16 protein-coding genes and 1 pseudogene are annotated in these 23,113 nt (G+C 71.9%); 11 read left to right on the top strand and 6 right to left on the bottom strand.

All coding sequences use genetic code 11. The features are described 5' to 3' along the window. Positions 1 to 321: 321 nt before the first annotated feature. The 5 genes and pseudogenes from lon to metX form a co-directional block, all read left to right on the top strand. A complete protein-coding gene (gene lon, locus ABD437_RS01120) occupies positions 322 to 2,748 on the top strand; it encodes an endopeptidase La (protein WP_344646798.1) in 2,427 nt (808 codons plus the stop codon). A gap of 116 nt (positions 2,749 to 2,864) precedes the next feature. Continuing rightward, the gene (locus ABD437_RS01115; RefSeq protein WP_344646797.1) at positions 2,865 to 5,123 is read left to right on the top strand and encodes a putative bifunctional diguanylate cyclase/phosphodiesterase; all 2,259 of its coding nucleotides are present in this window, start codon (positions 2,865 to 2,867) and stop codon (positions 5,121 to 5,123) included. A gap of 38 nt (positions 5,124 to 5,161) precedes the next feature. Beyond that, positions 5,162 to 7,597 (top strand): putative bifunctional diguanylate cyclase/phosphodiesterase, encoded by a 2,436-nt coding sequence (locus ABD437_RS01110; RefSeq protein ID WP_344646796.1) that lies wholly within the window; start codon positions 5,162 to 5,164, stop codon positions 7,595 to 7,597. 33 nt (positions 7,598 to 7,630) lie between these two features. Next, entirely contained in the window at positions 7,631 to 8,926 is a 1,296-nt protein-coding gene (locus ABD437_RS01105; protein ID WP_344646795.1) for a bifunctional o-acetylhomoserine/o-acetylserine sulfhydrylase, read from the top strand. Continuing rightward, positions 8,911 to 9,969, top strand: a pseudogene (gene metX / locus ABD437_RS01100) (homoserine O-acetyltransferase MetX); the annotation flags it as partial. The gene ABD437_RS01105 and the pseudogene metX, both read left to right, overlap by 16 nt. On the opposite strand, the gene ABD437_RS01095 reads toward metX, so the two are convergent. The 4 genes from ABD437_RS01095 to ABD437_RS01080 are packed head-to-tail and all read right to left on the bottom strand — an operon-like array spanning position 9,902 to position 13,707. Continuing rightward, positions 9,902 to 11,575, bottom strand: a complete 1,674-nt coding sequence (locus ABD437_RS01095) for a glycoside hydrolase family 9 protein (protein ID WP_344646794.1) — start codon at positions 11,573 to 11,575, stop codon at positions 9,902 to 9,904. The pseudogene metX and the gene ABD437_RS01095 sit on opposite strands and share 68 nt — an antisense overlap. Next, the gene (locus tag ABD437_RS01090; protein WP_344646793.1) at positions 11,572 to 12,132 is read right to left on the bottom strand and encodes a TrmH family RNA methyltransferase; all 561 of its coding nucleotides are present in this window, start codon (positions 12,130 to 12,132) and stop codon (positions 11,572 to 11,574) included. Before ABD437_RS01090 ends, ABD437_RS01095 begins: the two co-directional genes overlap by 4 nt. Beyond that, the gene (locus tag ABD437_RS01085) at positions 12,129 to 12,722 is read right to left on the bottom strand and encodes a class I SAM-dependent methyltransferase (protein WP_344646792.1); all 594 of its coding nucleotides are present in this window, start codon (positions 12,720 to 12,722) and stop codon (positions 12,129 to 12,131) included. Before ABD437_RS01085 ends, ABD437_RS01090 begins: the two co-directional genes overlap by 4 nt. A 13-nt stretch (positions 12,723 to 12,735) precedes the next feature. Next, the gene (locus ABD437_RS01080; RefSeq protein ID WP_344646791.1) at positions 12,736 to 13,707 is read right to left on the bottom strand and encodes a cation diffusion facilitator family transporter; all 972 of its coding nucleotides are present in this window, start codon (positions 13,705 to 13,707) and stop codon (positions 12,736 to 12,738) included. A gap of 132 nt (positions 13,708 to 13,839) precedes the next feature. Between ABD437_RS01080 and ABD437_RS01075 the strand changes: the two genes are divergently transcribed. From ABD437_RS01075 to ABD437_RS01065, 3 genes are read left to right on the top strand one after another with little or no spacing between them, the layout of a single operon-like run. Further along, positions 13,840 to 15,369, top strand: coding sequence for a Rieske 2Fe-2S domain-containing protein (locus ABD437_RS01075; protein WP_344646790.1), 1,530 nt, complete (start codon positions 13,840 to 13,842; stop codon positions 15,367 to 15,369). Next, positions 15,362 to 15,679 carry a hypothetical protein gene (locus tag ABD437_RS01070; protein WP_344646789.1) on the top strand — a complete coding sequence of 106 codons (318 nt, stop codon included), beginning with the start codon at positions 15,362 to 15,364 and terminating at the stop codon, positions 15,677 to 15,679. Before ABD437_RS01075 ends, ABD437_RS01070 begins: the two co-directional genes overlap by 8 nt. Before the next feature lie 23 nt (positions 15,680 to 15,702). Beyond that, positions 15,703 to 16,923 carry a saccharopine dehydrogenase family protein gene (locus ABD437_RS01065; protein WP_344646788.1) on the top strand — a complete coding sequence of 407 codons (1,221 nt, stop codon included), beginning with the start codon at positions 15,703 to 15,705 and terminating at the stop codon, positions 16,921 to 16,923. Here the strand turns inward: ABD437_RS01065 and ABD437_RS01060 are convergent. Next, positions 16,920 to 18,227: an EAL domain-containing protein gene (locus tag ABD437_RS01060; RefSeq protein ID WP_344646787.1), complete on the bottom strand. Its 1,308-nt coding sequence runs from the start codon at positions 18,225 to 18,227 to the stop codon at positions 16,920 to 16,922. The genes ABD437_RS01065 and ABD437_RS01060 overlap by 4 nt on opposite strands. Positions 18,228 to 18,296: 69 nt before the next feature. Then, positions 18,297 to 19,094, bottom strand: a complete 798-nt coding sequence (locus ABD437_RS01055) for a TetR/AcrR family transcriptional regulator (RefSeq protein ID WP_344646812.1) — start codon at positions 19,092 to 19,094, stop codon at positions 18,297 to 18,299. 331 nt (positions 19,095 to 19,425) lie between these two features. Between ABD437_RS01055 and dxr the strand changes: the two genes are divergently transcribed. Genes dxr through ispG form a run of 3 tightly spaced genes read left to right on the top strand, consistent with a single transcriptional unit; the run spans position 19,426 to position 23,073 of the window. Continuing rightward, positions 19,426 to 20,637 carry a 1-deoxy-D-xylulose-5-phosphate reductoisomerase gene (gene dxr / locus ABD437_RS01050; RefSeq protein WP_344646811.1) on the top strand — a complete coding sequence of 404 codons (1,212 nt, stop codon included), beginning with the start codon at positions 19,426 to 19,428 and terminating at the stop codon, positions 20,635 to 20,637. 6 nt (positions 20,638 to 20,643) lie between these two features. After that, the gene (locus tag ABD437_RS01045) at positions 20,644 to 21,894 is read left to right on the top strand and encodes a M50 family metallopeptidase (RefSeq protein WP_344646786.1); all 1,251 of its coding nucleotides are present in this window, start codon (positions 20,644 to 20,646) and stop codon (positions 21,892 to 21,894) included. A gap of 12 nt (positions 21,895 to 21,906) precedes the next feature. After that, positions 21,907 to 23,073: a flavodoxin-dependent (E)-4-hydroxy-3-methylbut-2-enyl-diphosphate synthase gene (gene ispG / locus ABD437_RS01040; RefSeq protein ID WP_344646785.1), complete on the top strand. Its 1,167-nt coding sequence runs from the start codon at positions 21,907 to 21,909 to the stop codon at positions 23,071 to 23,073. Positions 23,074 to 23,113: the final 40 nt, after the last annotated feature.

Below are 23,113 nucleotides of genomic sequence, written 5' to 3'. Positions count from 1 at the left end.
CCTCCGCCGCCTCCGGCGCAGCTACCTCCGCCGCCTCCGGCGCAGCTACCTCCTCGGCTGCCTGCATTGCCGCCGCACCTACCCCTTGCCGCCGCTCCGCTCCTGTCGAGCATGATCGGGTCTCGCCGACTGACCGCCGGTCCGCGCCAGGCCGACAAAAGCGGTACGCGCCCTCTGACCAGCAGCGGAGCGCACCACCGAGCCGCCACCGCGAACCCCCGGATCTGCTCAGAGCGAACACCGCCCCCCGCGGGAATGACCGCAACGCTGTAAGCATTGAGTCGGGTGCACTCAACTTCCCGACTGCTATGAGGTACGGCGATGGATCGATCCCCCGGCGGGCCGCGCGGGCCCGTCACCACTCTCACCCTGCCGGTGCTCCCGCTGGCCGACGCAGTCGTGCTTCCCGGAATGGTCATCCCGGTCGAGCTCGACAGCGAAGAGCGCGCCGCGATCGACTCGGCGAAGGCCAAGGTCACCAACGAGGACGACGCGAAGCTGCTGATCGTCCCCCGCATCGACGGCAAGTACCACGAGATCGGCGTGCTGGCCACGATCGACCAGGTCGGCCGCCTCCCCAACGGCCGCCCGGCCGCGGTGCTGCGTGCACAGACCCGCGCCCGGGTCGGTCAGGGCGTGAACGGCCCCGGCGCCGCGCTGTGGGTCGAGGCCACCACGATGCCCGACCGCATCAGCGCCACCGACCAGGAGAAGGTCGACCGGCTCGCGGCCGAGTACCGCGAGGTCGTCCAGGAGATCCTCGGCCACCGCGACGAGGCCACCCAGGGAGCCGGCTGGCAGGTCGTCGAGATGATCCGCCGGATCACCGAGCCCGGCGAGCTGGCCGACGTGGCCGGCTGGGCCCCCTACCTCGACACCGACCAGAAGCGGCAGCTGCTCGACACCCCCGAGGTCGCGAAGCGTCTGGAGCTCGTCCTCGAGTGGGGCAAGACCCAGCTCGCCGAGCTGCAGGTCGCCGCGACGATCCGCGACGACGTGCGCGAGTCGATGGAGAAGACCCAGCGCGAGTTCCTGCTGCGCCAGCAGCTGACCGCGATCCGCAAGGAGCTGGGCGAGCTCTCCGGCGACGACGACAACCCCGAGGCCGACCCGCGGGCCCGCGTCGAGGCCGCCGACCTCCCGGAGAAGGTCAAGAAGGCCGCCCTGCGCGAGGTCGACAAGCTGGAGCGCACCGGCGACCAGTCCCCGGAGGCGTCCTGGATCCGCACCTGGCTCGACACGGTCCTCGAACTCCCGTGGAACAACCGCACTGACGACACCACCGACGTCGGAAGCGCACGGACCGTCCTCGACGAGGACCACGCCGGCCTGGACGACGTCAAGGACCGGATCGTGGAGTACCTGGCGGTGCGCAACCGCCGGGCCGCGCGCGGCCTGGAGATCGTCGGCGGACGGGGGAGCGGCGCGGTGCTCGCGCTCGTCGGTCCTCCCGGCGTCGGCAAGACGTCGCTCGGTGAGTCGGTCGCCCGGGCGCTCGGGCGCAAGTTCGTCCGGGTGGCGCTCGGCGGTGTCCGCGACGAGGCGGAGATCCGCGGTCACCGGCGCACGTACGTCGGCGCGCAGGCGGGCCGCATCGTGCGGGCGATCAAGGAGGCCGGCGCGATGAACCCGGTCGTCCTGCTCGACGAGGTCGACAAGATCGGGGCCGACTACCGCGGTGACCCCGCGGCGGCGCTGCTCGAGGTGCTCGACCCGGCGCAGAACCACACGTTCCGCGACCACTACCTCGAGGTCGAGCTCGACCTGTCCGACGTGCTGTTCCTGGCCACCGCGAACGTCGCCGAGGCGATCCCGGAGGCGCTGATCGACCGCATGGAGGTCGTCCGCCTGGACGGCTACACCGAGGTCGAGAAGGTCGCGATCGCGCGTGACCACCTCTGGAAGCGCCAGCTGGAGCGCGCCGGCCTGGAGCCCACCGACGTCACGATCGACGAGGACGCGCTCAAGCTGATCGCGGGCGAGTACACCCACGAGGCCGGCGTGCGGCAGCTCGAGCGTTCCCTCGCCCGGGTGCTCCGCAAGGTCGCCACGAAGCTCGCGAGCGACGACGCGCCGACCACTCCGGTGGACATCACCCAGGAGACGCTCAAGGACTACCTGGGACGGCCCCGGTTCCAGCCGGAGTCGGCCCAGCGCACCGCGGTTCCCGGCGTGGCGACCGGCCTGGCCGTCACCGGGGCCGGCGGCGATGTTCTCTTCATCGAGGCGAACGCCGCCCCCGGAGGCGACAAGAGCGGTGAGCCCGAGCTCGTGCTCACCGGCCAGCTGGGCGACGTGATGAAGGAGTCGGCGCACATCGCGCTCTCCTACCTGCGCAGCCAGGGCGACCGCTTCGGCGCCGACCCGGAGGACCTGCGTGGGCGCCGGCTGCACGTGCACGTGCCGGCCGGTGCGGTGCCGAAGGACGGCCCGTCCGCGGGCGTCACCATGGTCACCGCGCTCGCGTCGCTGCTCACCGGGCGGATGGTGCGGGCCGAGGTCGGCATGACCGGTGAGGTCTCGCTGACCGGGCGGGTGCTGCCGATCGGCGGGGTGAAGCAGAAGCTGCTCGCCGCGCACCGGGCCGGGCTGACCGAGGTGCTGCTGCCGGCGCGCAACGCCGCCGACCTGGACGACGTCCCGGCCAGCGTGCGTGAGGCGCTCACGATCCACCTGATGGAGGACGTGGCGGACGTGGTCGCGCTCGCGCTCGAGCCGGCCGCGACCGAGGCCGCTCGGGCCGCTTGATCCACACGAAGGGCCCCGCGAGGGGCCCTTCGTGCTACCTAACTCAGCGTGAGCCCTGTATAGCTAAGGGCGTGCCGAAAGCGCGACCAGCGGGGCTCCCGGGTCCTTTGCGCGGCTTGGGGCGTCCACTGGTGGGCGGCCTGCCGCTCTGCGTGCTGCCTTTCGTGCCGCTGCAGCTGGCGGTGTCGCTCTACGCGTCGGTCGTTCTCTACCTGATCCTCACCACGCTCACCGACCAGGTCGCCGAGATCGGGTACGCGGCGCCGGGCGCGCCGACGACGTTGATCGGAATCACGATCGTCGTGCTCGGCGACGGCGCGCTGGCGGTCCGTCTCTCGGCCGGTGGCCAGCCCGATCCGTTCCTGGCGTTCCTGCTGCACCTCGGCGGGCTCACGACCGTGGTCGTCGGCCTGGTGCGGTTGCGCCGGGCGACGAACCTGACGCCGGCCCGGGGCGGGCTGATCGACCTGACCGTGGTCGGCTTCGGCATCGGCACCAGCGTCGCGACGCTCATCGGTTCCCGGGTGGTGATCCTGCCGTCCGGGCCGAGCGCGCTGGTCACGGTCGTGCTGCTCACCGTCGTCTCGCTGGCCGGGTGGGTGGCGGTGCTCCGGCTCGTGCTGGTGGCCGACGGCCGCACCGAGACCGGGCTGCTCGTCGCCGCGATCGGTCTGGTGCTGATCTCGAGCCTGTTCTGGTGGGGCCCGCTGTTCGACCAGGAGAACCCGGGGTGGGCGCTGACCGTCACGCTGGCTGCCGGCGTCGTCACCGCGACGGCGTCGCGCTGGTGGGTGCTGCACGCGGCCGGTGTCCCCTCCCCGCCGGCGGGCGGCTCGAACGCCCGGATCCCGCTGTTCCTGGTCGCGGTCGTCGCCCCGCCGATCGCGCTGACGGTCTCCGCGCTGACGATCTCGCCGCTGGACCCCTGGCGCAACGTGGTCGTCCCGGTGGCCGGCATGGCGGTGCTCTCGATCGCGTTGCTGCTGCGGGTGCACCAGCAGGCCACCGACGCCCGTGAGCGGGCGCTGCGCGACGCGCTGACCGGGCTGGCCAACCGGGGCGCGCTCACCGACGCGCTGGCGGCGCTGCCGTCCGGGAGCCGGCCCGCGCTGCTCCTGCTCGACCTGGACGGCTTCAAGGCCGTCAACGACGGTTTCGGCCATCCGGCCGGTGACGCCCTGCTCCGGCTCGCCGCCGATCGGCTCTCCGCCGTGGTCGGCGCGGACGCCACGGCGGCGGCCACCGACACGGTGGTCGCCCGCCTCGGTGGCGACGAGTTCGCGATCCTGCTGTGCCGGGCCGACCGGGCCGGTGCGGTGGCGCTCGGACGGCGGATCGTCGAGGTCGTCGCGGAGCCCTACCCGGTCGAGGGCCGGGAACTGTGCGTCACCGCGAGCGTCGGCGCCCGGGTGATCGGCGAGGATCTGGGCGAAGGACTGGCCGGTGTCCTGCTGCGCGACGCGGACCTCGCGCTCTACGCGGCGAAGCAGAACGGCAAGAACCAGGTGTCGGTGTTCTCCCCGACGCTGAGCGCGGCCCACGCCGAGCGCGCCGCGCTGGCCGCCGGGCTGCACGAGGCCGTCACGCGGGACGAGTTCGTCCTGCACTACCAGCCGTCCATCGACGTGTTGACGGGCCGGGCGACGGTCGTGGAGGCGCTGATCCGCTGGGCCCCGCCGGGCCGGGAGCCGGTGCCGTCCCGCGACTTCCTGCCGGTGGCCGAGACGGCCGGCCTGAGCGTGCCGATCGGCACCTGGGCGCTGCGGACCGCGTGTGCCGAGGCGCGGCCGTGGTTCGAGCGGTACGGCGTCGGTGTGGCGGTGAACGTCTCGGCGCGACTCATGCTCGACCCGGACCTGCCGGAGCTGGTCGACTCGGTGCTGGCCGAGAGCGGCCTACCGCCGCACGCGCTGGTGCTGGAGCTGACCGAGTCGGCGGTGAGCGGGGACACCGCCGCGCTCGCCGCACGCATCACCCAGCTGCGCGGCACCGGGGTGCGGATCGCGGTCGACGACTTCGGCACCGGCCAGTCGTCGCTGGCCCTGCTTCGCCAGATACCGGTCGACGTGCTCAAACTCGACCCCGCGCTGGGCCGGGCCGGTGAGCTGGAGACCACCACCGACCCGCTCGTCGACGCCGCGCTGACCCGCGCGGTGCTGGAGATCTGCCGGACGCTCGGGTTGCGTGCGGTGGCCGAGCGGGTCGAGAGCGCCGACCGGGTCGAGTGGCTCCGCGAGCTGGGCTGCCGGCTCATGCAGGGTGACTACTTCACCCCTCCGCTGCCCCCGGCCGCGGTGGAGACGTTCCTGGCCACGCGCACCGCCCCGTGTCCGGGGCGCGACACGCCGGAGCTTCTGACGCAAAGGTCGGAGTAAACCGTCAGGTCGGGTCGCGCGCGTCCGTACAGACAACCGTGCAGACCCAGACTGCGCCGACCGAGGGGCTGGTCGTGCGTACCCGCGCCGGCGTGTCCACGCCGCTGGACGGCGTCGCGCACGCCGCGGAGCAGGCGGTGGCCCGTCGGCGGACGCACTGGCTCGCCGGTTCGGTGGCCGCGCTGGTGGTGCCCTGGTTGTTGCTCGCCGCTCCGGGCCCGCAGTCGCCGGTCGCCTACGTCGCGACCGCGCTGTGCGCGGTGCTCGCGCTCTGGGTCGGGATCGCGGTTCTCCGGCCCGCCCCGGTCTGGCCGTGGCTCCTGCTCGGCGCCGGGCTCGCCACGCGGCTGACCGGCCTGGTCGTGTACCAGGCGCTACCGCACACGGCGATTCTCCCCGGCGTGCCGCTGACCGCCACCCAGGTGATCCGGATCCTGTCGTTTCCGCTGCTGGTGGCCGGTCTGGTCGGGATCATCACCCGGGGCGGCGGGTACCGCACCCACCGGGTCGTCGACGGCCTGGCGGTCAGTTACAGCGTCAGCCTCGTGCTCTACCTGCTGTTCGCCGTTCCCTATCTGCGCGGCGAGCCCGGCGCCGACCGGTTGAGCGCGTTCGCGTTCGTGCTGGGCGACCTGCTGCTGCTGGTGATGGCCGTGATGGTGTTCACGGTGTCGATCCGGAACACCACCCAGTTGCTCGTCGGCCTGGCGTCGTTGTTCTTCCTGGTCGGTGACCTGCTCCGGAGCGTCACCGGCGGGCAGCCGACCGGTGTCGTGGCGACCGGCGCTCCCGGCGCCATCGTGCTCAGCGGGTACCTGCTGATGGCGGTCGCGGCCTGGCATCCCTCGGTCACCGAGCGGCGGCCTCCGCTCGACGGCCAGCGCCCGACCGGCCGGGCGAAGCTGACGATGCTCGGCCTCACGGTGTTCGTCTACCCGGTCTACACGGTGCTGGCCTCGGTGAACGAGTGGGAGCTCGACCCGCTGATCGACGTCGGGTACCCGGTGACGGTCACCACGCTGTTCTGCTTCTACCTGGCGGTCCGGAGCGCCGGGCAGGCCCGGGAGTCGTTCCGGCGCGAGCAGGAGCAGGCCGCGCAGGCGGCCGCGCTCGGTTCGGCGCTGGCCGAGCAGCAGGCCCTGCAGGGCCAGCTGACCTACCGGGCGCTGCACGACCCGCTCACCGGGCTGGCCAACCGGTCGAAGCTCACCGAAGCGCTCGACCGCGTGCTCGCCGACGCCGAGCCGGCGTCGGACGGCGACCGCTCGTACGCCCTGCTGCTGATCGACCTGGACGGCTTCAAGGACGTCAACGACACCCACGGGCACCCGATCGGCGACGAGCTGCTGGTCCAGGTGGCGGACCGGTTCAGCCGGGCCCTGCCCGACGGGGCCCTGCTCGCCCGCCTCGGCGGTGACGAGTTCGCGGTCCTGATCGGCGACACCGACGAAAAAGAGGCGCTGGCGGTCGGCCGGCGCCTCACCGAAACGCTCCGCAGCGCGTTCCACGTCGCCGCGCACGACCTGTACATGACGACGAGCGTCGGGCTCTACGTCGGCAGCGGCACGGCGACGCCGAGCGACGTGCTGCGCAACGCCGACCTGGCGCTCTACGCGGCCAAGGGGGCGGGCAAGGACCAGGTCGTGCCGTACCGCCAGGAGCTGCGCACGGCACACCTGGACAAGGTCGAGCTGCTCGCCGGGCTGCGTCGCGCGGTGGCCGGCGGCGAGTTCGTGCTGGAGTACCAGCCGGTCGTCGATCTGGTGACCGAGCGGATCAGCTCGGTGGAGGCGCTGCTGCGGTGGGACATGCCGGGGCAGGGGCGGATGTCGCCGACCGACTTCGTGCCGGTCGCCGAGGAGAGCGGCCTGATCGTGCCGATCGGCGCCTGGGTGCTGAGCCAGGCGTGCGTCGACGCGGCCGACTGGTACGCCCGGTTCGGCATCTCGGTCGCGGTCAACGTGGCCACCGCGCAGCTGCGTGACCCGGAGTTCGTCTCGACCGTGGTCGGCGCGCTGCGGTTCAGCGGGCTGTCGCCGCAGGCGCTCGTCCTGGAGATCACCGAGTCGACGATGATCGCCGCGACCGCCGCCGAGACCGACGCGGTCGTGAAGCGACTCGAGCAGCTGCGTGCCCGCGGGATCCGGATCGCGATCGACGACTTCGGCACCGGGTACTCGTCGCTGTCGTACCTGCGTCGGCTGCCGGTCGACATCCTGAAGATCGACCGGGCGTTCAGCATGGACGGTCCGGACGGGGCCGACAGCGAGGACACCGCGCTGACCAAGGCGATCCTGCAGCTCTCGCACTCGCTGGGGTTGTCGACGGTGGCCGAGGGCGTGGAGACCAGCGAACGCGCGGACACACTGCGTGAGCTGCGCTGCGACCGCGCGCAGGGGTTCCTGTACTCCAAGCCGGTGGGCGCGGGGGAGCTGGACGGCCTGCTGGCCGCGGAGACCCAGGCGACTCCCTAGCTTTCCTATCTTCATGGTAGGTATGGTGCGGGCATGGCTGACAGCGCATGGTCGTTCGAGACCAGACAGATCCACGCCGGTGCCGCACCGGACCCGACGACCGGCGCCCGGGCGACGCCGATCTACCAGACGACGTCGTACGTGTTCCGGGACACCGACCACGCCGCGGCGCTGTTCAGCCTGGCCGAGCCGGGCAACATCTACACCCGCATCATGAACCCCACCCAGGACGTCCTGGAGCAGCGGATCGCCGCGCTCGAGGGCGGCATCGCCGCGGTCGCGCTCGCCTCCGGTCAGGCCGCCGAGACCGCGACGATCCTGACGCTGGCCAAGGCCGGCGACCACTTCGTCTCCAGCGCCTCGCTGTACGGCGGCACGTACAACCTGTTCCACTACACGCTGCCCAAGCTCGGCATCGAGGTCTCGTTCGTCGAGAACCCGGACGACGTCGACGAGTGGCGCGCGGCGTCGCGTCCGAACACGAAGTTGTTCTTCGCCGAGACGCTGGGGAACCCGCGCAGCAACGTGCTCGACGTGCGTGCGGTGGCCGACGTCGCCCACGAGGTGGGCGTCCCGCTGGTCGTGGACAACACCGTGCCGACGCCGTTCCTGCTCCGCCCGATCGAGCACGGCGCCGACATCGTGGTCCACTCGGCCACCAAGTACCTGGGCGGCCACGGAACCGCGATCGCCGGCGTGGTGGTGGACGGCGGCACGTTCGACTTCGGCGCCGGCGCCGAGCGCTTCCCCGACTTCCACGAGCCCGACCCCAGCTACCACGGCCTGCGCTACTGGGAGGCGCTCGGGCACGGCGCGTTCGCGGCCAAGCTGCGCGTGCAGCAGCTGCGTGACACCGGCGCCGCGATCGCCCCGCTCACCAGCTTCCTGATCCTGCAGGGCATCGAGACGCTGTCGCTGCGCATCGAGCGCCACGTACGCAACGCCCAGGCGATCGCCGAGTGGCTCACCGGCCGCGACGAGGTCGACGCCGTGCACTACGCCGGTCTGCCCAGCAGCCCCTGGTACGAGACCGGGCAGAAGTACCTGCCCGGAGGTGCCGGGGCGATCGTGTCGTTCGAGCTGCGCGGCGGCGTCGAGGCGGGGAAGAAGTTCGTCGACTCGCTGGAGCTGTTCAGCCACCTCGCGAACATCGGCGACGTCCGCAGCCTGGTGATCCACCCGGCCAGCACGACGCACAGCCAGCTGACGCCGGACGAGCAGCGCTCCACCGGGGTCACGCCGGGGCTGATCCGGCTGGCCGTCGGCCTGGAAGGGCTCGACGACCTGCTCGCCGACCTGGACGCGGGGTTCCGGGCGGCGAAGTCCTGACGACGGTTCCGGGCGCCCGCCTCTACTACCGGACGTGGGGCACCCCGGCGCCGGACCGCTCGAACGCGGTGCTGATCCTGCACGCCCTCACCGGTGACAGCAACGTCGCCGGCGAGGGCGGGTGGTGGCGCGGCCTGGTCGGGCCCGGGCTCGCCGTCGACACCGACCGGTGGTGGGTGGTGGCGCCGAACGTCCTCGGCGGATGCCGGGGTTCGACCGGGCCGTCGTCGACGGCGCCGGACGGGAAGCCGTGGGGGAGCCGCTGGCCGCGGGTGACGATCCGCGACCAGGTCGCCGCGGAGGCCGCGCTGGCGTCCGAGCTGGGGGTCGCGGCGTGGGCGGCCGTGCTCGGCGGGTCGATGGGAGGCATGCGGGCACTGGAGTGGGCGGTGTCGTACCCCGCCCGGGTGCGGCGGTTGTTGCTGCTGGCCACCACCGCGGCGGCGTCCGCCGACCAGATCGCCTGGGCGTCACCGCAGCTGCACGCGATCCGGTCGGACCCGGCCTGGCAGGGCGGCGACTACCACCCCGGTCCCGGGCCGGTGGCGGGCCTGGGCATCGCCCGGCGGATCGCGCACGTCACGTACCGGTCCGAACCGGAGCTGGCCGCCCGCTTCGGCCGGACCCGCCAGGACGACGGCCGCTTCGCGGTCGAGTCCTATCTCGACCACCACGCCGACAAACTGGTCCGGCGCTTCGACGCCGGCAGCTACGTCACGCTGACCGAGGGGATGAACGGCCACGACGTCAGCCGCGACCGCGGTTCCCTCGCCGACGCGTTGAGCCGCGTCATCGCACGCACGGTGGTCGCCGGGGTGTCGAGCGACCGGCTCTACCCGCTCGCCCAGCAGCAGGAGCTCGCCGACGGCATCCCCGGAGCCGGTGAGCTGCGCGTGATCGACTCGCCCTACGGCCACGACGGGTTCCTGATCGAGGTCGAGCAGGTCGGCGCGCTCGTGTCCGAGCTCCTCGCCGCTACGCCGCCGCCGGTAACGAGCGCCGGGGCGCCAGCCGGGCCGCCACGTGGGCCGAGACCAGGGTGAGCGCGGCGTTCCAGCCGATCGTCACCTCGTTGGTGGCCCAGGACCCCGGGTCGTCGATCCAGCACTTCTGCGGCGGCGCGCCGCTGCGTGCCCCGGCCGCCACCGGGTCGTCGAGGCCGCTGTTCGGGCCGCCGACGACCACCCCGGGCGGCGCCGGTGGGTAGGCCGGATCGATCGCCTGGGCGAAGAACCGGTGGTGGGGCCGGGCCGCGGCTCGCGCGCCGTACCCGGTGACCTGGCTGAAGCCGGTCGCGTTGCGCCCGAGCAGGTAGTCGAGGCAGGCCAGCTCGCCGGCGAAGAACCGGGCGTCGCCGGTGTGGTCGGCGGCGGCCCCGAGCGTCATCGCGTGGGCCAGCACCCGCGAATTCGAGCCCCAGCAGTACCGCCCGTCGGCCGGGACGTACGGGGTGCCGTGACCCTCGATGTTCACCAGCAGCTGCTCGGACACCGTGGCCAGCGCCGCCCTGGCCTCGTTCGCGGCGGCGGCGGCCGTCCAGCCCGGGCCCAGCGCGAGCGTCAGCTGGGCCAGCGGCAGGGTCGAGCGCCAGTCGAAGCCCTCGTGGAGCGCGGCGCGCGGGTCGAGCCCGGAGTGCAGCATCGCGTACCGGTACTCCTCGGCCCCGGTCAGCGCGGCCAGTTCGGCCGCGGCCCAGTACCGCTCGTCCCGGACGTCGTCGTCGTCGTAGGGACCGCCGCCGGTGTCGGCGGCCTCCGCGACCGTCGCGTTGACGACCGGGTTGTGCGTGGCCGCGTTCCAGGCCCGGTCGGACGCGGTGCGGCAGCGCGCGGCGAACACCGGGTCGTGCACCTCCCAGACCCGCGCGGCCTGCGCCGCGACCGCCGCCAGCCCGTACGTGGCCGCGGTGGTGGGGATCCGCACGGTACGCGGCTGCGGATCCTCGTCGGGGCGCAGCGGCAGACCGGTCCAGCGCACGTCGTGCACCGCGGCGAAGACCATGCCGGCGTCGGGGTCGCCGGTCGGCAGCTGGGCCGCGAGCAGGAACTCCAGGCCCCAGCGGGCCTCGTCGAGCAGGGCGGGATCGCCGGAGCGCTCCACCGCGTGCTGCAGCAGCCACACCGTCACCGCCGTGGTGACCGCGTACTTGCCGTGGTCGCCGGCGTCGTACCAGCCGCCGCGCAGGTCGTGGCCGCGGCAACCGAACAGCAGGCGGCGACGCGGGCAGTCCGCGCGGTGACACGCCACCGCGCCGTCGCCGCGGTTCGGAGCGACGTCGACGTGCCCGGCCGGGCGGCCGAACCGCGGATCGGCGATCGGCGCGCCGCTGCGCTGCAGGTACAGGAAGTGGCCGGCGTCGCGGGCCAGGGCGCGGTAGTCGGGGGTGCCGAACGGCACGCTCTCGACCCCGTCGACGACGAGCGTCCAGCGGTCCTCGCCGGCCGGGGCCGTGGTGCTGATCGTGTGGACGTCCTCGCCGGCCGCCCGGTCGGACCCGTGCACGACGGTCTCACCGGCCGCGACCGTCGCCCCGGCGGAGCCCCGGAGCTCCCAGCGCAGCGGGGCGGGGGAGTCGGTCGCCACGGTGGCGCGGAGGGGCCACCCGGCCGGATAGCCGAGCTGGTTGACCCGCACCGCGTGGGTAGTCATGCCTCGGCGGACTCCGCGTCGGCCCACTCGCCGTCCGCCCAGCCCTGGCGGCGGACCTCGTAACAGGCGATCGCGGCCGCGGTGGCCACGTTCAGCGAGCCGACCCGGCCGATCAGCGGCACGTACCCCACCGCGTCGCACTCCGCGAGCCCGGTCGTCGAGATGCCGCGCTCCTCGTGCCCCAGCACGAGACACACGTCCACCGACAGGTCGAGGTCGGCGAGCGGCGCCGCCGGATCGGCGAGCTCGACCCCGACGACGCGGTACCCGTCGTTCTTCGCGGCCCCGATCGCCTCGGTGATCGTCGGGTGCTCCGACCACTGCAGGTACCGGTCGGTGCCGAGCGCGGTCTTCGCCGCTTTCGGCGCCCGCGGCGACACCGACGACCCGGCCAGGTACAGGTGGTCGACGCCGAACGCGGCCGCCGACCGGGTGATCGACCCGACGTTGTAGGGGTTGCCGACGTCGTCCAGCAGCAGGGCGAGCCGACTGTCGCTACGCCGGCGCCAGGTGCGGTGGAGGCGCTTGAGCTCGGTTCCCCGGAGCTGATGGATCACTCGTTCCCTCTCACGGCCAGAATGCGGTACCCCTTGCGCGAGGCTAGCCGCTCGGTGGGGAAGCCCTCGGCCTCCAGCCACTTGTGCAGCGAGTCGGCCCCCAGGTGGCGTTGCACGACCAGGTACGCGACGCCGTCCGGCGCGAGCCGGGGCAGCCACCGGCGCATCATGCCGTGCAGTACGCCCTTGCCGACCTTGATCGGCGGGTTCGACCAGATCGCCGCGAAGCGCTGGTCGTCCGGCACGTCGTCGGGCGCCGCGATCCGCACGTGGGGGTACCCGGCGGTGTTCTGCGCGGCCAGCTCACGCGCCCGTTCGTTGACGTCGACGCCCCACACCGTGGCCCCGGGCGCGCGGTGGGCCAGCGTCACCGTGATCGGCCCGTAGCCGCAGCCCAGGTCGAGCAGGTTCCCGGCCGCGGGCGGCGGGGGCACGGTCTCCAGCAGGACGAGCGTGCCGGCGTCGACCGCGGTCGGCGAGAACACACCGCTGTCGGTGGCCAGCCCGGCCTGGACGTCACGCAGCGCCAGCCGCACGGTTCTCGGCGCCCGCGCCGCCGACGGACTCGACGAAAAGTAGTGCTCACTCACAGTGCCGCTCAGCTTAGTGGGCACCCCGCCGAGGGGTCGGGTCGAGGAACAGCTCACGGACGTTCGGCACGTTCTCGTGGATCCGGCGCTCGGCCTCCTCGGCGCTGTGCTCCACCGCGTCGGCGTCGCCGTCGGAGAAGTCGACCTTCGCGGCGATCAGCAGTTCACGCGGGCCGAGGTGCTGGGTGTAGAGCGTCACCACCCGGTCGACGCCCGGCGTCTCCTCGATCGTCCGGCGGATCGCCTCCTGCACCCGGGGCGCCGCCGCCCGGCCGACGAGGTACGACGCGTTCTCCCGTCCGAGCGTCACGGCGACGACCGCGAGCAGCACGCCGATCAGGATCGACGCCGCCCCGTCCCAGACCGGGCTCCCGGTGAACTCGGTGCCGGCCAGTCCGCCCGCCGCCAGCAGCAGGCCGATGAGCGCGGCCGAGTCCTCGAACGCGACCGCTTTCAGCGCGGTGTCCGGCGTCCGGCGCAGGTATCGCGCGGGGTGGATGCGCCAGCGGCGCGCCCCACCGCGGATCTGGCGGACCGCCTGGCTCAGCGAGATGCCCTCGACGACGAACGCGACCGCCAGCACGACGTAGGAGACCAGGAAGTCGCCGGGCTCCTCGCCCTCGAGGATCGTGTGCACACCCTGGAAGATCGAGAACACCGACCCGGCCGTGAACGTGGCGAGCGCGGCGATGAACGCCCAGAAGTAGTGCGCCTGGCCGTACCCGAACTGGTGGTTCTCGTCGGCCGGGCGTCCGCTGCGCTTCACGGCGGTGAGCAGCAGCACCTCGGTGATCGTGTCGGCGAGCGAGTGCGCCGCCTCCGAGAGCATCGCCGACGAACCGGCGAGCAGGCCGCCGACGGCTTTGGCGATCGCGATCGCCAGGTTCGCCACTCCGGCGACGACGACGGTGAGCGTGCTCTCGCCGCCCGACCCGCTGTCGTCGGCGGGAAGTGGGCCCGGGGTGGGGGTATCGGTCACGGTCACCGGTATTGCCCATCGGTGTGCGATGCAACCGTCGGGCCGGACCGGCGCGTTTCTGTCCGCCCGCTACGGTAAGGAATCAAGAATCGTCGACGGCGGCGCCGCGCGCCGCGGGAGGGTCGGAACGCTGTGCGAGTGACGGGCCTGGGCCACGCGAGCGCCCTGATCGAGACCGCTCACGGCAGCGTGCTCTGCGATCCCTGGGTGAACCCGGCCTACTTCGGGTCGTGGTTCCCGTTCCCCGACAACTCCGAGCTCGACTGGGACGAGATCGGCAAGGTCGACTACCTCTACGTCTCCCACCTGCACCGCGACCACTACGACACCGAGAACCTGAAGCGGATCTCGAAGTCGGCGACGGTGCTGCTGCCGGAGTACCCCACCGACGAACTCCACGACGCGCTGCGCGACCTCGGGTTCACGAAGATCTTCCGCACGAAGAACGGCGAGGTGCACGACCTCGACGGGCTGAAAGTGATGATCCAGGCGCTGATCTCGCCCACCGACGGGCCGATCGGGGACTCGTCGCTCTGGCTCGACGACGGCACCACGAAACTGCTGAACCAGAACGACGCCCGTCCCACCGAGCTGTCGGCGTTCGCCGAGCTCGGCCACGTGGACATCCACATGCTCCAGTACTCCGGCGCCATCTGGTACCCGATGGTCTACGAGCTCACCGACCACGCGAAGCGTGTCTTCGGCGAGCAGAAGCGGGCCCGCCAGTTCGACCGGACGCTGCGCTACATCGACGACCTCGAGGCCACCTGGGTCGTGCCGATCGCCGGCCCGCCGTGCTTCCTCGACGAGGAGCTCTGGCAGTTCAACGACTTCGGCACCGACCCCGGCAACATCTTCCCCGACCAGCAGGTCTTCCTCGACCACATGGCCGAGAAGGGCCGCGGCAACGGTGTCCTGCTGCTGCCGGGCTCGGTCTGCGACTTCGACGTCGAGGGCGCGCCGGTCGAGCACCCGTACGACCCGGCCACGGTGTTCGGCGCCAACAAGGAGCCGTACCTGCGGGCGTACCAGGAGCGCAAGAAGGCCGCGCTGGAGGCCGAGAAGGCCGGCTGGGCGCACCCGGAGATCGAGCTGCTCCCGGCGCTCAAGGAGTGGATCGAGCCGCTGATCAAGCAGGCCGACACGATCGCCACCGGCATCAACGGGCCGGTGCGCTTCACCGCGCTCTCGGCCGAGCTCGGCGACGTCGACGTGCTGTTCGACTTCGTGAACCGTGAGGTGCGGGCCTACGACGGCGAGCGGGTCCGCTACCGGTTCACCGCGCCGCGTGAGCTGCTCGAGCACCTGGTCGCGATCCACGAGATCGACTGGGTGAACAGCCTGTTCCTCTCGTGCCGGTTCACCGCGCACCGGGTGGGGCCGTACAACGAGTTCGTCTACGCGTTCTTCAAGTGCCTCGGCGAGGAGCGGCTGAACTACGCCGAGGGCTGGTTCGCCGAGCAGAACACCGACGACGAGAACATCGAGCTGGAGGGCTGGGAGGTGCAGCGTCGCTGCCCGCACCTCAAGGCCGACCTGACGAAGTTCGGCAAGGTCGAGGACGGCGTCCTGACCTGCCAGATGCACGGCTGGAAGTGGCGTCTCGAGGACGGCAAGTGCCTCACGTCGGTCGGCCACCCCATCCGGAGCGCCCACGCGGGTGCGTAGCGTCGTCGTCCGGCCCGTCCGTAAAGGCATCTTTCGACGTCGGCCCGCGGAACCGATCGGGGAGCCCCTGACGCTGGGGGCTCCCTTCTTCGCGGTGCTGGCCCGCGTGCCCGAGGGCTGGACCCGAACCCTCGATGCGCTCACGACCGACGGTGAGCTGGTCTTCGGGCCGCTCGAGATCCGGATGACGGTCACCGAGCTGAGCCGCATCTCGCCCTACGCCGAGTCGCCGGAGGAAACTGCGGAATTCAGTGCGTTCCGCACCCTTGTGGGTTCGATTCCCGAAGGTCATGAGCTAGTTTTTCGCTGATTCCGTCGGTTACCGTGGCTCGCATGCGCGTATTAGTCGTGGGTGCGGGTGGAGTCGGCAGCGCGGTGGCCGCGATCGCGGCCCGGCGTGAGTTCTTCGAGACGATGGTGATCGCGGACTACGACCTGGCCCGCGCCGCGAAGGCGGTGCCCGACGGGGATCCCCGGTTCGTCGCCGCCGCCGTGGACGCGTCCGACTCCGCGGCGATCGAGGCGCTGATCACCGAGCACCGCGTCACCCACGTCCTGAACGCCGTCGACCCGCGCTTCGTCCTGCCGATCTTCGGCGCCGCCCAGAGCGCGGGCGTCGACTACCTCGACATGGCGATGTCGCTCTCCGCGCCGCACCCCACCCACCCGTACGAGCAGGTCGGCACCGCTCTGGGCGCCGAGCAGTTCGCCGCCGGGGAGGCCTGGCGCGACGCCGGGCGGCTCGCGCTCGTCGGCATGGGCGTCGAACCGGGCCTCTCCGACGTCTTCGCCCGCTACGCCGCCGACCACCTGTTCAGCGAGATCGACGAGATCGGCATCCGGGACGGCGCGAACCTCGTCGTCACCGGTGACGACGGCGAGCCGATCTTCGCCCCGAGCTTCTCGATCTGGACGACGATCGAGGAGTGCCTGAACCCGCCGGTGGTCTTCGAGTCCGACCGCGGCTGGTTCACCACGGCCCCGTTCAGCGAGCCGGAGATCTTCGAGTTCCCGGACGGCATCGGCCCGGTCGAGTGCGTCAACGTCGAGCACGAGGAAGTGCTGCTGATCCCGCGCTGGGTGCCCGCCAAGCGGGTCACGTTCAAGTACGGCCTCGGCTCGGAGTTCATCGGCGTGCTGCGCACCCTGCACCAACTCGGGCTCGACCGCACCGCGCCGGTCCGCGTCAAGGGCGTCGAGGTGTCCCCGCGCGACGTCGTCGCCGCCTGCCTGCCCGACCCGGCGACGCTCGGCGACCGGATGACCGGCAAGACGTGCGCCGGTACCTGGGTGAAGGGCACCGGAACGGACGGCGAGCCGCGCGAGGTGTACCTGTACCACGTCGTCGACAACGCGGAGACGATGGCCGGGTACGGCGCACAGGCCGTGGTGTGGCAGACCGCGATCAACCCGGTGGTGGCGCTGGAGCTGCTCGCGAACGGCACCTGGTCGGGCACCGGCGTCCTCGGCCCGGAGGCCTTCGACGCCGTCCCGTTCCTCGACCTGCTGACGGCCTACGGCTCGCCCTGGGGTCTGCGTGACTCCACTGCTTAGGGACGAATTGCCGCGATGACGGCGCCGGCGGCGGCCGCCACCGTGCGGGCCGGGCGGAGTTCGGCCCGGCCCCACCGGTGCTCGTGCCGGCGCCCGCACACCAGCACGCCCACCGCCGCACCTGCCGAGACCAGCGGGAACAGCACCATCGAGCGGGTGTCGGTCGCGGCCAGCCAGGTGCGCTCGGCGGTGTCCGGGTCCACATCGGTCACCAGCACCTGGCACACCGCCCGCTCGTCCACCACCTGACGCGCGGTGGGTGCCCGGTGCAGCGGCCACGGCCAGCCCGCCCCGCCGGGCCGCTCCGACCGTCCGTCCGACGACGCCCCCTCCGGCGTCACCAGGCGGAGTTCGGCCGGGGCCGACGCCCGACGTGGACGTTCCAGGACGGCCAGGCCGATCGCCTGGCACCCCAGCAGCGTGGCCGAGCCGGCGAGCACGGCGGCGGCCGCGTCGAGGTCCCGCACCTCGGCGAGGCTCTCCAGCACCTCGGCGAGATCGTGCAGCTGCCGGGGACCCCGGGAGGCCTGCCAGGCCCGACGAGCGACCGGGTCGACCGCGGAGAACTCCGCGGCCGGCCGGCCGATCACCCAGCCCTGGCCCAGCCCGACCGCGAGGTCGGTCACGGCCGCGAGGTCCTCGACGGTCTCCAGTCCTTCCGCGCACACCCGGGCCCCGGTGCGGGCCCCGAAATGCACTATCGCTTCGACCATCGCGCCCTTGCGCGGCTCCCGGCTGATGCCGGTGACCAGCGTCCGGTCGAGCTTGAGGACGTCCGGCGCGAGCGCGACCAGGCGTTTGAAGCCGGCGTACCCCGCTCCGACGTCGTCCACCGCGATCCGGGCACCGCGCTGACGCAGCCGGTCGAGCGCGGCGAGCAGCGCGGCACCGTCGTCGGCGAGCTCGTGTTCGGTGACCTCGAACTGCAGACCGGTCAGGTCCTCCGGAAGCACGGCCTGCAGTTCGGGGGAGTCGATGACGTTCGGGCTCACGTTCACCGAGAGCACGGTGCCCGGTGGACGGGTCGCCCCCAGCTCGAGGGCGTTGGCGACGGCGCAGGCCTCCAGCTGGGCGCCGACGCCGGCCCGGTGCGCGGCGGCGAACCAGTCGTCCGGCGTCGCCGCCGGGAACTGCCGGAACCGCGCGAGCGCCTCGTAGCCGCTCAGCGTTCCCGACACCAGGTCGAGGATCGGTTGAGCGTGGACCTGGGGTCCGGTGCTCTCGGTCAGCAGGCGACGGACGTCCGCCGGTCCCGGTCTCCGGCCACTCCGGCGCCGGGGGGCCGGAGTGGCTACCTGTGTCACCGGTGTGCACTTCCCTCCGGGATGCCGATCTCGGAACGGTGCGGCCCGGAACGCGCACCGCGTGGAACGTCAGTGCAGCGCCGGCTCGACCTCGGTGATGTCCAGGCGGGCGGCGATCTCCGCCAGCTCACCCTCGAAGAACGGCTCGGGGTCGGGCAGGGCGAAGCTCATGTGGTTGAACACCTCGAGGCTGACCAGGCCGTAGAGGCGCATCCAGCAACCGAACACCACCGCGAGCGCACCGAGCGGCAGCGTGCTGCCCAGCCGCTGGCGGTACGCGGCGAGCTGCTCGGTGAGCCGCGGCGGCAGCGACTCCGCGTCCGGCGTCGGGAAGCGACGCTCGCGCCACACGTCCGCGAACGCGGACAGGAACAGCCGCCCGAACCGGGCGCCGCCGTTGTCGAGACGCTCGGCCGGTTCGTTGTCCGACCCCGCCGAGTCGCTGGCCGCGGCCCGGCTGGTCTGGGTGGGCGTCAACCCACTGGGACCGGCGTTGTAGGCCGGCGTCCCGTACCCCGGCGTGGGTGCGCCGAAGATCAGCCCGAACTCCGCCGGGTGCCCGACCGACCAGGCCCGGAAGGCCCGGCACACGGCCAGCAGCCGCGCACCGGCGTCGTCCGGGGACGCCAGGTCACGTGCGTGCTCGACGGCCGCGCACAGCTCGGTGGACAGATCGGTCACCAGCGACTGCACCAAGTGGTCGAAACTCGGGAAGTACCGGTACAGAGCCGGTGCAGTCATCCCCATCTCGCGGGCGATGGCCCGCAGCGAGACCGCTGATGGCCCGTCGCCGACCAGCTGCCTCCGCGCCACGTCCTTGATTTCCTGGACCGTCGCCGCCCGGACGCGCTCCCGACGGTTCACCATCACAGTCACGACTCCAAGACCCCCTCGCGAACTTCCGCTGCGGCGGTCTCCGCTGTTAGTGCCGACTGACCGCCCGGTGCCCGTCGGCCGGCGTGACCGCCCTGCCACACCACACAACGAGCCCGACGGCTTCTGGTAACCGCCCGAGTGCGAACTGTTCATCGTTCGTGTCATTGACCGAGTTCACACTGGCCATTCGGCTGATTTGTAGTGTCCCGTCCGGTCTGTCGTCGTTGTGACCGACACGACGCGCTCGGATGTGGACGAAGTGCCCGTTCAGCGGTTCGCACCCCGGTGCGCGAGAATGGGCCCCATGAGTTCGCGCGAGGTAATCCTCCTCGGCAGCACCGGCTCGATCGGAACCCAGGCCCTCGACGTGATCCGCCGGAACCGCGACCGGTTCCGCGTGGTCGGTCTGGCCGGCGGGGGCGCCCAGGTCGAACTGCTGGCCGCCCAGGCGCTGGAGTTCGGGGTCGACGCGGTCGCGGTCGCCCGAGCGAGCACCGCCCAGGATCTGCAGCTGGCGTTCTACGCCGAGGCCCAGCGTCGCGGTTGGAGCGAGGGCAAGTTCGCGCTGCCGAAGATCCTCGCCGGTCCCGACGCCGCGGCCGACCTGGCGGCCTGGCCGCTGGGGGAGAACGGGCTGGTGCTCAACGGCATCACCGGCTCGATCGGTCTGGCGCCGACGCTCGCCGCGCTCACCGCCGGCCGGACGCTCGCGCTGGCCAACAAGGAGTCGCTGGTCGCTGGCGGTCCGCTGGTGCGTGCCCTGGCCAAACCCGGACAGATCGTCCCGGTCGACAGCGAGCACTCGGCGCTGGCCCAGTGCCTGCGTGGTGGGGCGGCCGCCGAGGTGCGCAAGCTGATCCTCACCGCGAGTGGTGGTCCGTTCCGGGGGCGCACCCGCGCCGAGCTGGGCGGCGTCACGGTCGACGACGCGCTGGCCCACCCCACCTGGTCGATGGGCCCGGTCGTCACGATCAACTCGGCGACGATGGTGAACAAGGCGCTCGAGGTGATCGAGGCCCACGAGCTGTTCGGCCTGCCGTACGAGAAGCTCGACGTCGTCGTCCACCCGCAGTCGCTCGTCCACTCGATGGTGGAGTTCGTCGACGGCTCGACGCTCGCCCAGGTCAGCCCGCCCGACATGCGGTTGCCGATCGCGCTCGGCCTGGCCTGGCCCGACCGGGTGCCCGAAGCGGCCGCCGCGGTCGACTGGACGAAGGCCGCCACCTGGACGTTCGAACCTCTGGACGACGACGCCTTCCCGGCCGTCCGGCTGGCGCGCGAGGTGGGCACGGCCGGTGGTTGTCTGCCGGCGATCTACAACGCTGCCAACGAAGAATGTGTCGCTGCGTTCATCGCGGGTGTGCTCCCGTTCACGGGAATCGTTGACACTGTACGTTCTGTAGTTGAATCGGCCGAAAAGGCCGGAGGTCAACTCTTGGACGAGCCAGGTAGCGTCGAGGACGTTCTCTCGGCCGAGCGTTGGGCGCGGTCGGAAGCTGTGACGGCGGTTTCCGCTGTAGAAGGGTCGAGGTAAGCGCCGATGGCGTACACGGGTGGAATTATTCTGTTCGCCCTCGGCATTTTGATCTCGGTGGCCCTCCACGAGGCCGGCCACATGTGGAGTGCCCGGGCGTTCGGAATGAAGGTCACGAGGTTCTTCATCGGCTTCGGTCCGACGCTGTTCTCGTTCCGCCGTAAGGAGACCGAGTACGGCCTCAAGGCCATCCCGGCCGGCGCGTTCGTCTCGATCGTGGGGATGACCCCGCTGGACGAGGTCGACCCGGCCGACGAGGACAAGGTCTTCTGGAAGCGGCCGGTCTGGAAGCGCACGATCGTGCTGGCCGCCGGCTCGATCACGCACTTCATCCTCGGCGTGGTGCTGCTCTGGGTCACCGCCGTGTTCATCGGCCTGCCCAACCCCGAGCGCGCCGCCTACGACGCCAACAAGGAACCGGCCGTCCTCGGCGCGGTGAACGACTGCGTCCCGGCCACCCCCGACTCGTACACCTGCGACGTCGCCAAGGGTGACCCCCGCTCACCGGCCTCGGCCGCGGGCCTGAAGCCCGGCGACCGCATCACGTCGTTCAACAACACCAGCACGCCGACGTACGGCGAGCTCGTCGCCATGGTCCGCAAGTCGCCGGCCGGCGCGGTGCCGCTGACCTACGTCCGGGACGGTCGGACCGAGACCACGACGATCACGGTCATCCGCCGCAACCTCGACATCAGCACAACGGACAAGCCGAACGTGCAGGAAGTCGGCTTCCTCGGGGTCTCGCCGAAAGGCTCCGACGCCCCGCTGACCGTCACCTACGGGCCGGTCGACGGCATCGGCCAGGCGGCCGACTACACCGGCCAGATCTTCGCCGGCACGTTCAAGGCGATCGCGAACTTCCCCGAGAAGATCCCGAAGCTCTGGGACGCCCTGCTCGGCCAGGAACGCGACCCGGAGACCCCGGTCAGCGTCGTGGGCGCCAGCCGGATCGGCGGCGAGGTCGTCGAGCGCGGCATCTGGCCGATCTTCTTCCTGCTGCTGGCCAACCTGAACTTCTTCATCGGCGTGTTCAACCTGTTCCCGCTGCTGCCGTTGGACGGCGGGCACATCGCGATCGCCTGGTTCGAGAAGGTCCGGTCGTGGTGGGCGGCCAAGCGCGGTAAGCCCGACCCGGGCCGGGTCGACTACACCAAGCTGCTGCCGATCACCTATGCCGTCGTGCTGATCTTCGGTGGCATCACGCTGCTGACGGTCGCGACCGACATCATCAACCCGATCACGCTCACCACCCGATAAAGGAACTTCGCTGTGACCGCCGTCTCGCTCGGCTTGCCCCGTCCCCCCGCCCCCAAGCTCACCGAACGACGCGTGTCCCGGCAGATCATGGTCGGCAGCGTCCCGGTCGGCGGTGACGCCCCGGTCAGCGTGCAGTCGATGACCACCACGCCCACCTCCGACGTCAACCGGACGCTGCAGCAGATCGCGGAGCTCACCGCGTCCGGCTGCCAGATCGTCCGGGTGGCCGTCCCCAGCCAGGACGACGCCGAGGCGCTGCCGGCGATCGCTCGCAAGAGCCCGATCCCGGTGATCGCCGACATCCACTTCCAGCCGAAGTACGTCTTCGCGGCGATCGACGCCGGCTGCGCCGCGGTCCGGGTCAACCCGGGCAACATCAAGCAGTTCGACGACAAGGTCAAGGAGATCGCGAAGGCGGCCTCCGACGCCGGGGTGCCGATCCGGATCGGGGTCAACGCCGGCTCGCTCGACAAGCGGCTGCTCCAGAAGTACGGCCGCCCGACGCCCGAGGCGCTGGTCGAGAGCGCGCTGTGGGAGTGCTCGCTGTTCGAGGAGCACGGTTTCCGCGACATCAAGATCTCGGTCAAGCACAACGACCCGGTCGTGATGATCAACGCGTACCGCCAGCTGGCCCGGGCCTGCGACTACCCGCTGCACCTCGGCGTCACCGAGGCCGGCCCGGCGTTCCAGGGCACGATCAAGTCGTCGGTCGCGTTCGGTGCGCTGCTGGCCGAGGGCATCGGCGACACGATCCGGGTCTCGCTCTCGGCCCCGCCGGTCGAGGAGGTCAAGGTCGGCAACCAGATCCTGGAGTCGCTCGGCCTGCGTGAGCGCGGCCTGGAGATCGTCTCCTGCCCGTCGTGCGGCCGCGCCCAGGTGGACGTCTACACGCTGGCCGAGGAGGTCACCGCCGGCCTCGAGGGGCTGCCGGTGCCGCTGCGTGTCGCGGTGATGGGTTGTGTCGTCAACGGCCCCGGTGAGGCCCGCGAGGCCGACCTGGGCGTCGCGTCCGGCAACGGCAAGGGCCAGATCTTCGTCAAGGGCCAGGTCATCAAGACCGTGCCGGAGTCGCAGATCGTCGAGACGCTGATCGAAGAGGCGTTGCGGCTGGCCGAAGAGATGGGCGCCGAGTTGCCGGAGGAACTGCGCGGGCTCGCCCCTACGGTCGAGGTGCACTGAGACCTTTGGCCCGCCGGGGAGTCCGTGGCAGGCTGGAAGC

This window comes from Cryptosporangium japonicum, assembly GCF_039524755.1.
Taxonomy (GTDB): domain Bacteria; phylum Actinomycetota; class Actinomycetes; order Mycobacteriales; family Cryptosporangiaceae; genus Cryptosporangium; species Cryptosporangium japonicum.
The sequence above is the reverse complement of the archived record's forward strand: the minus strand, read 5'-3'. Positions and strand labels throughout refer to the sequence as shown.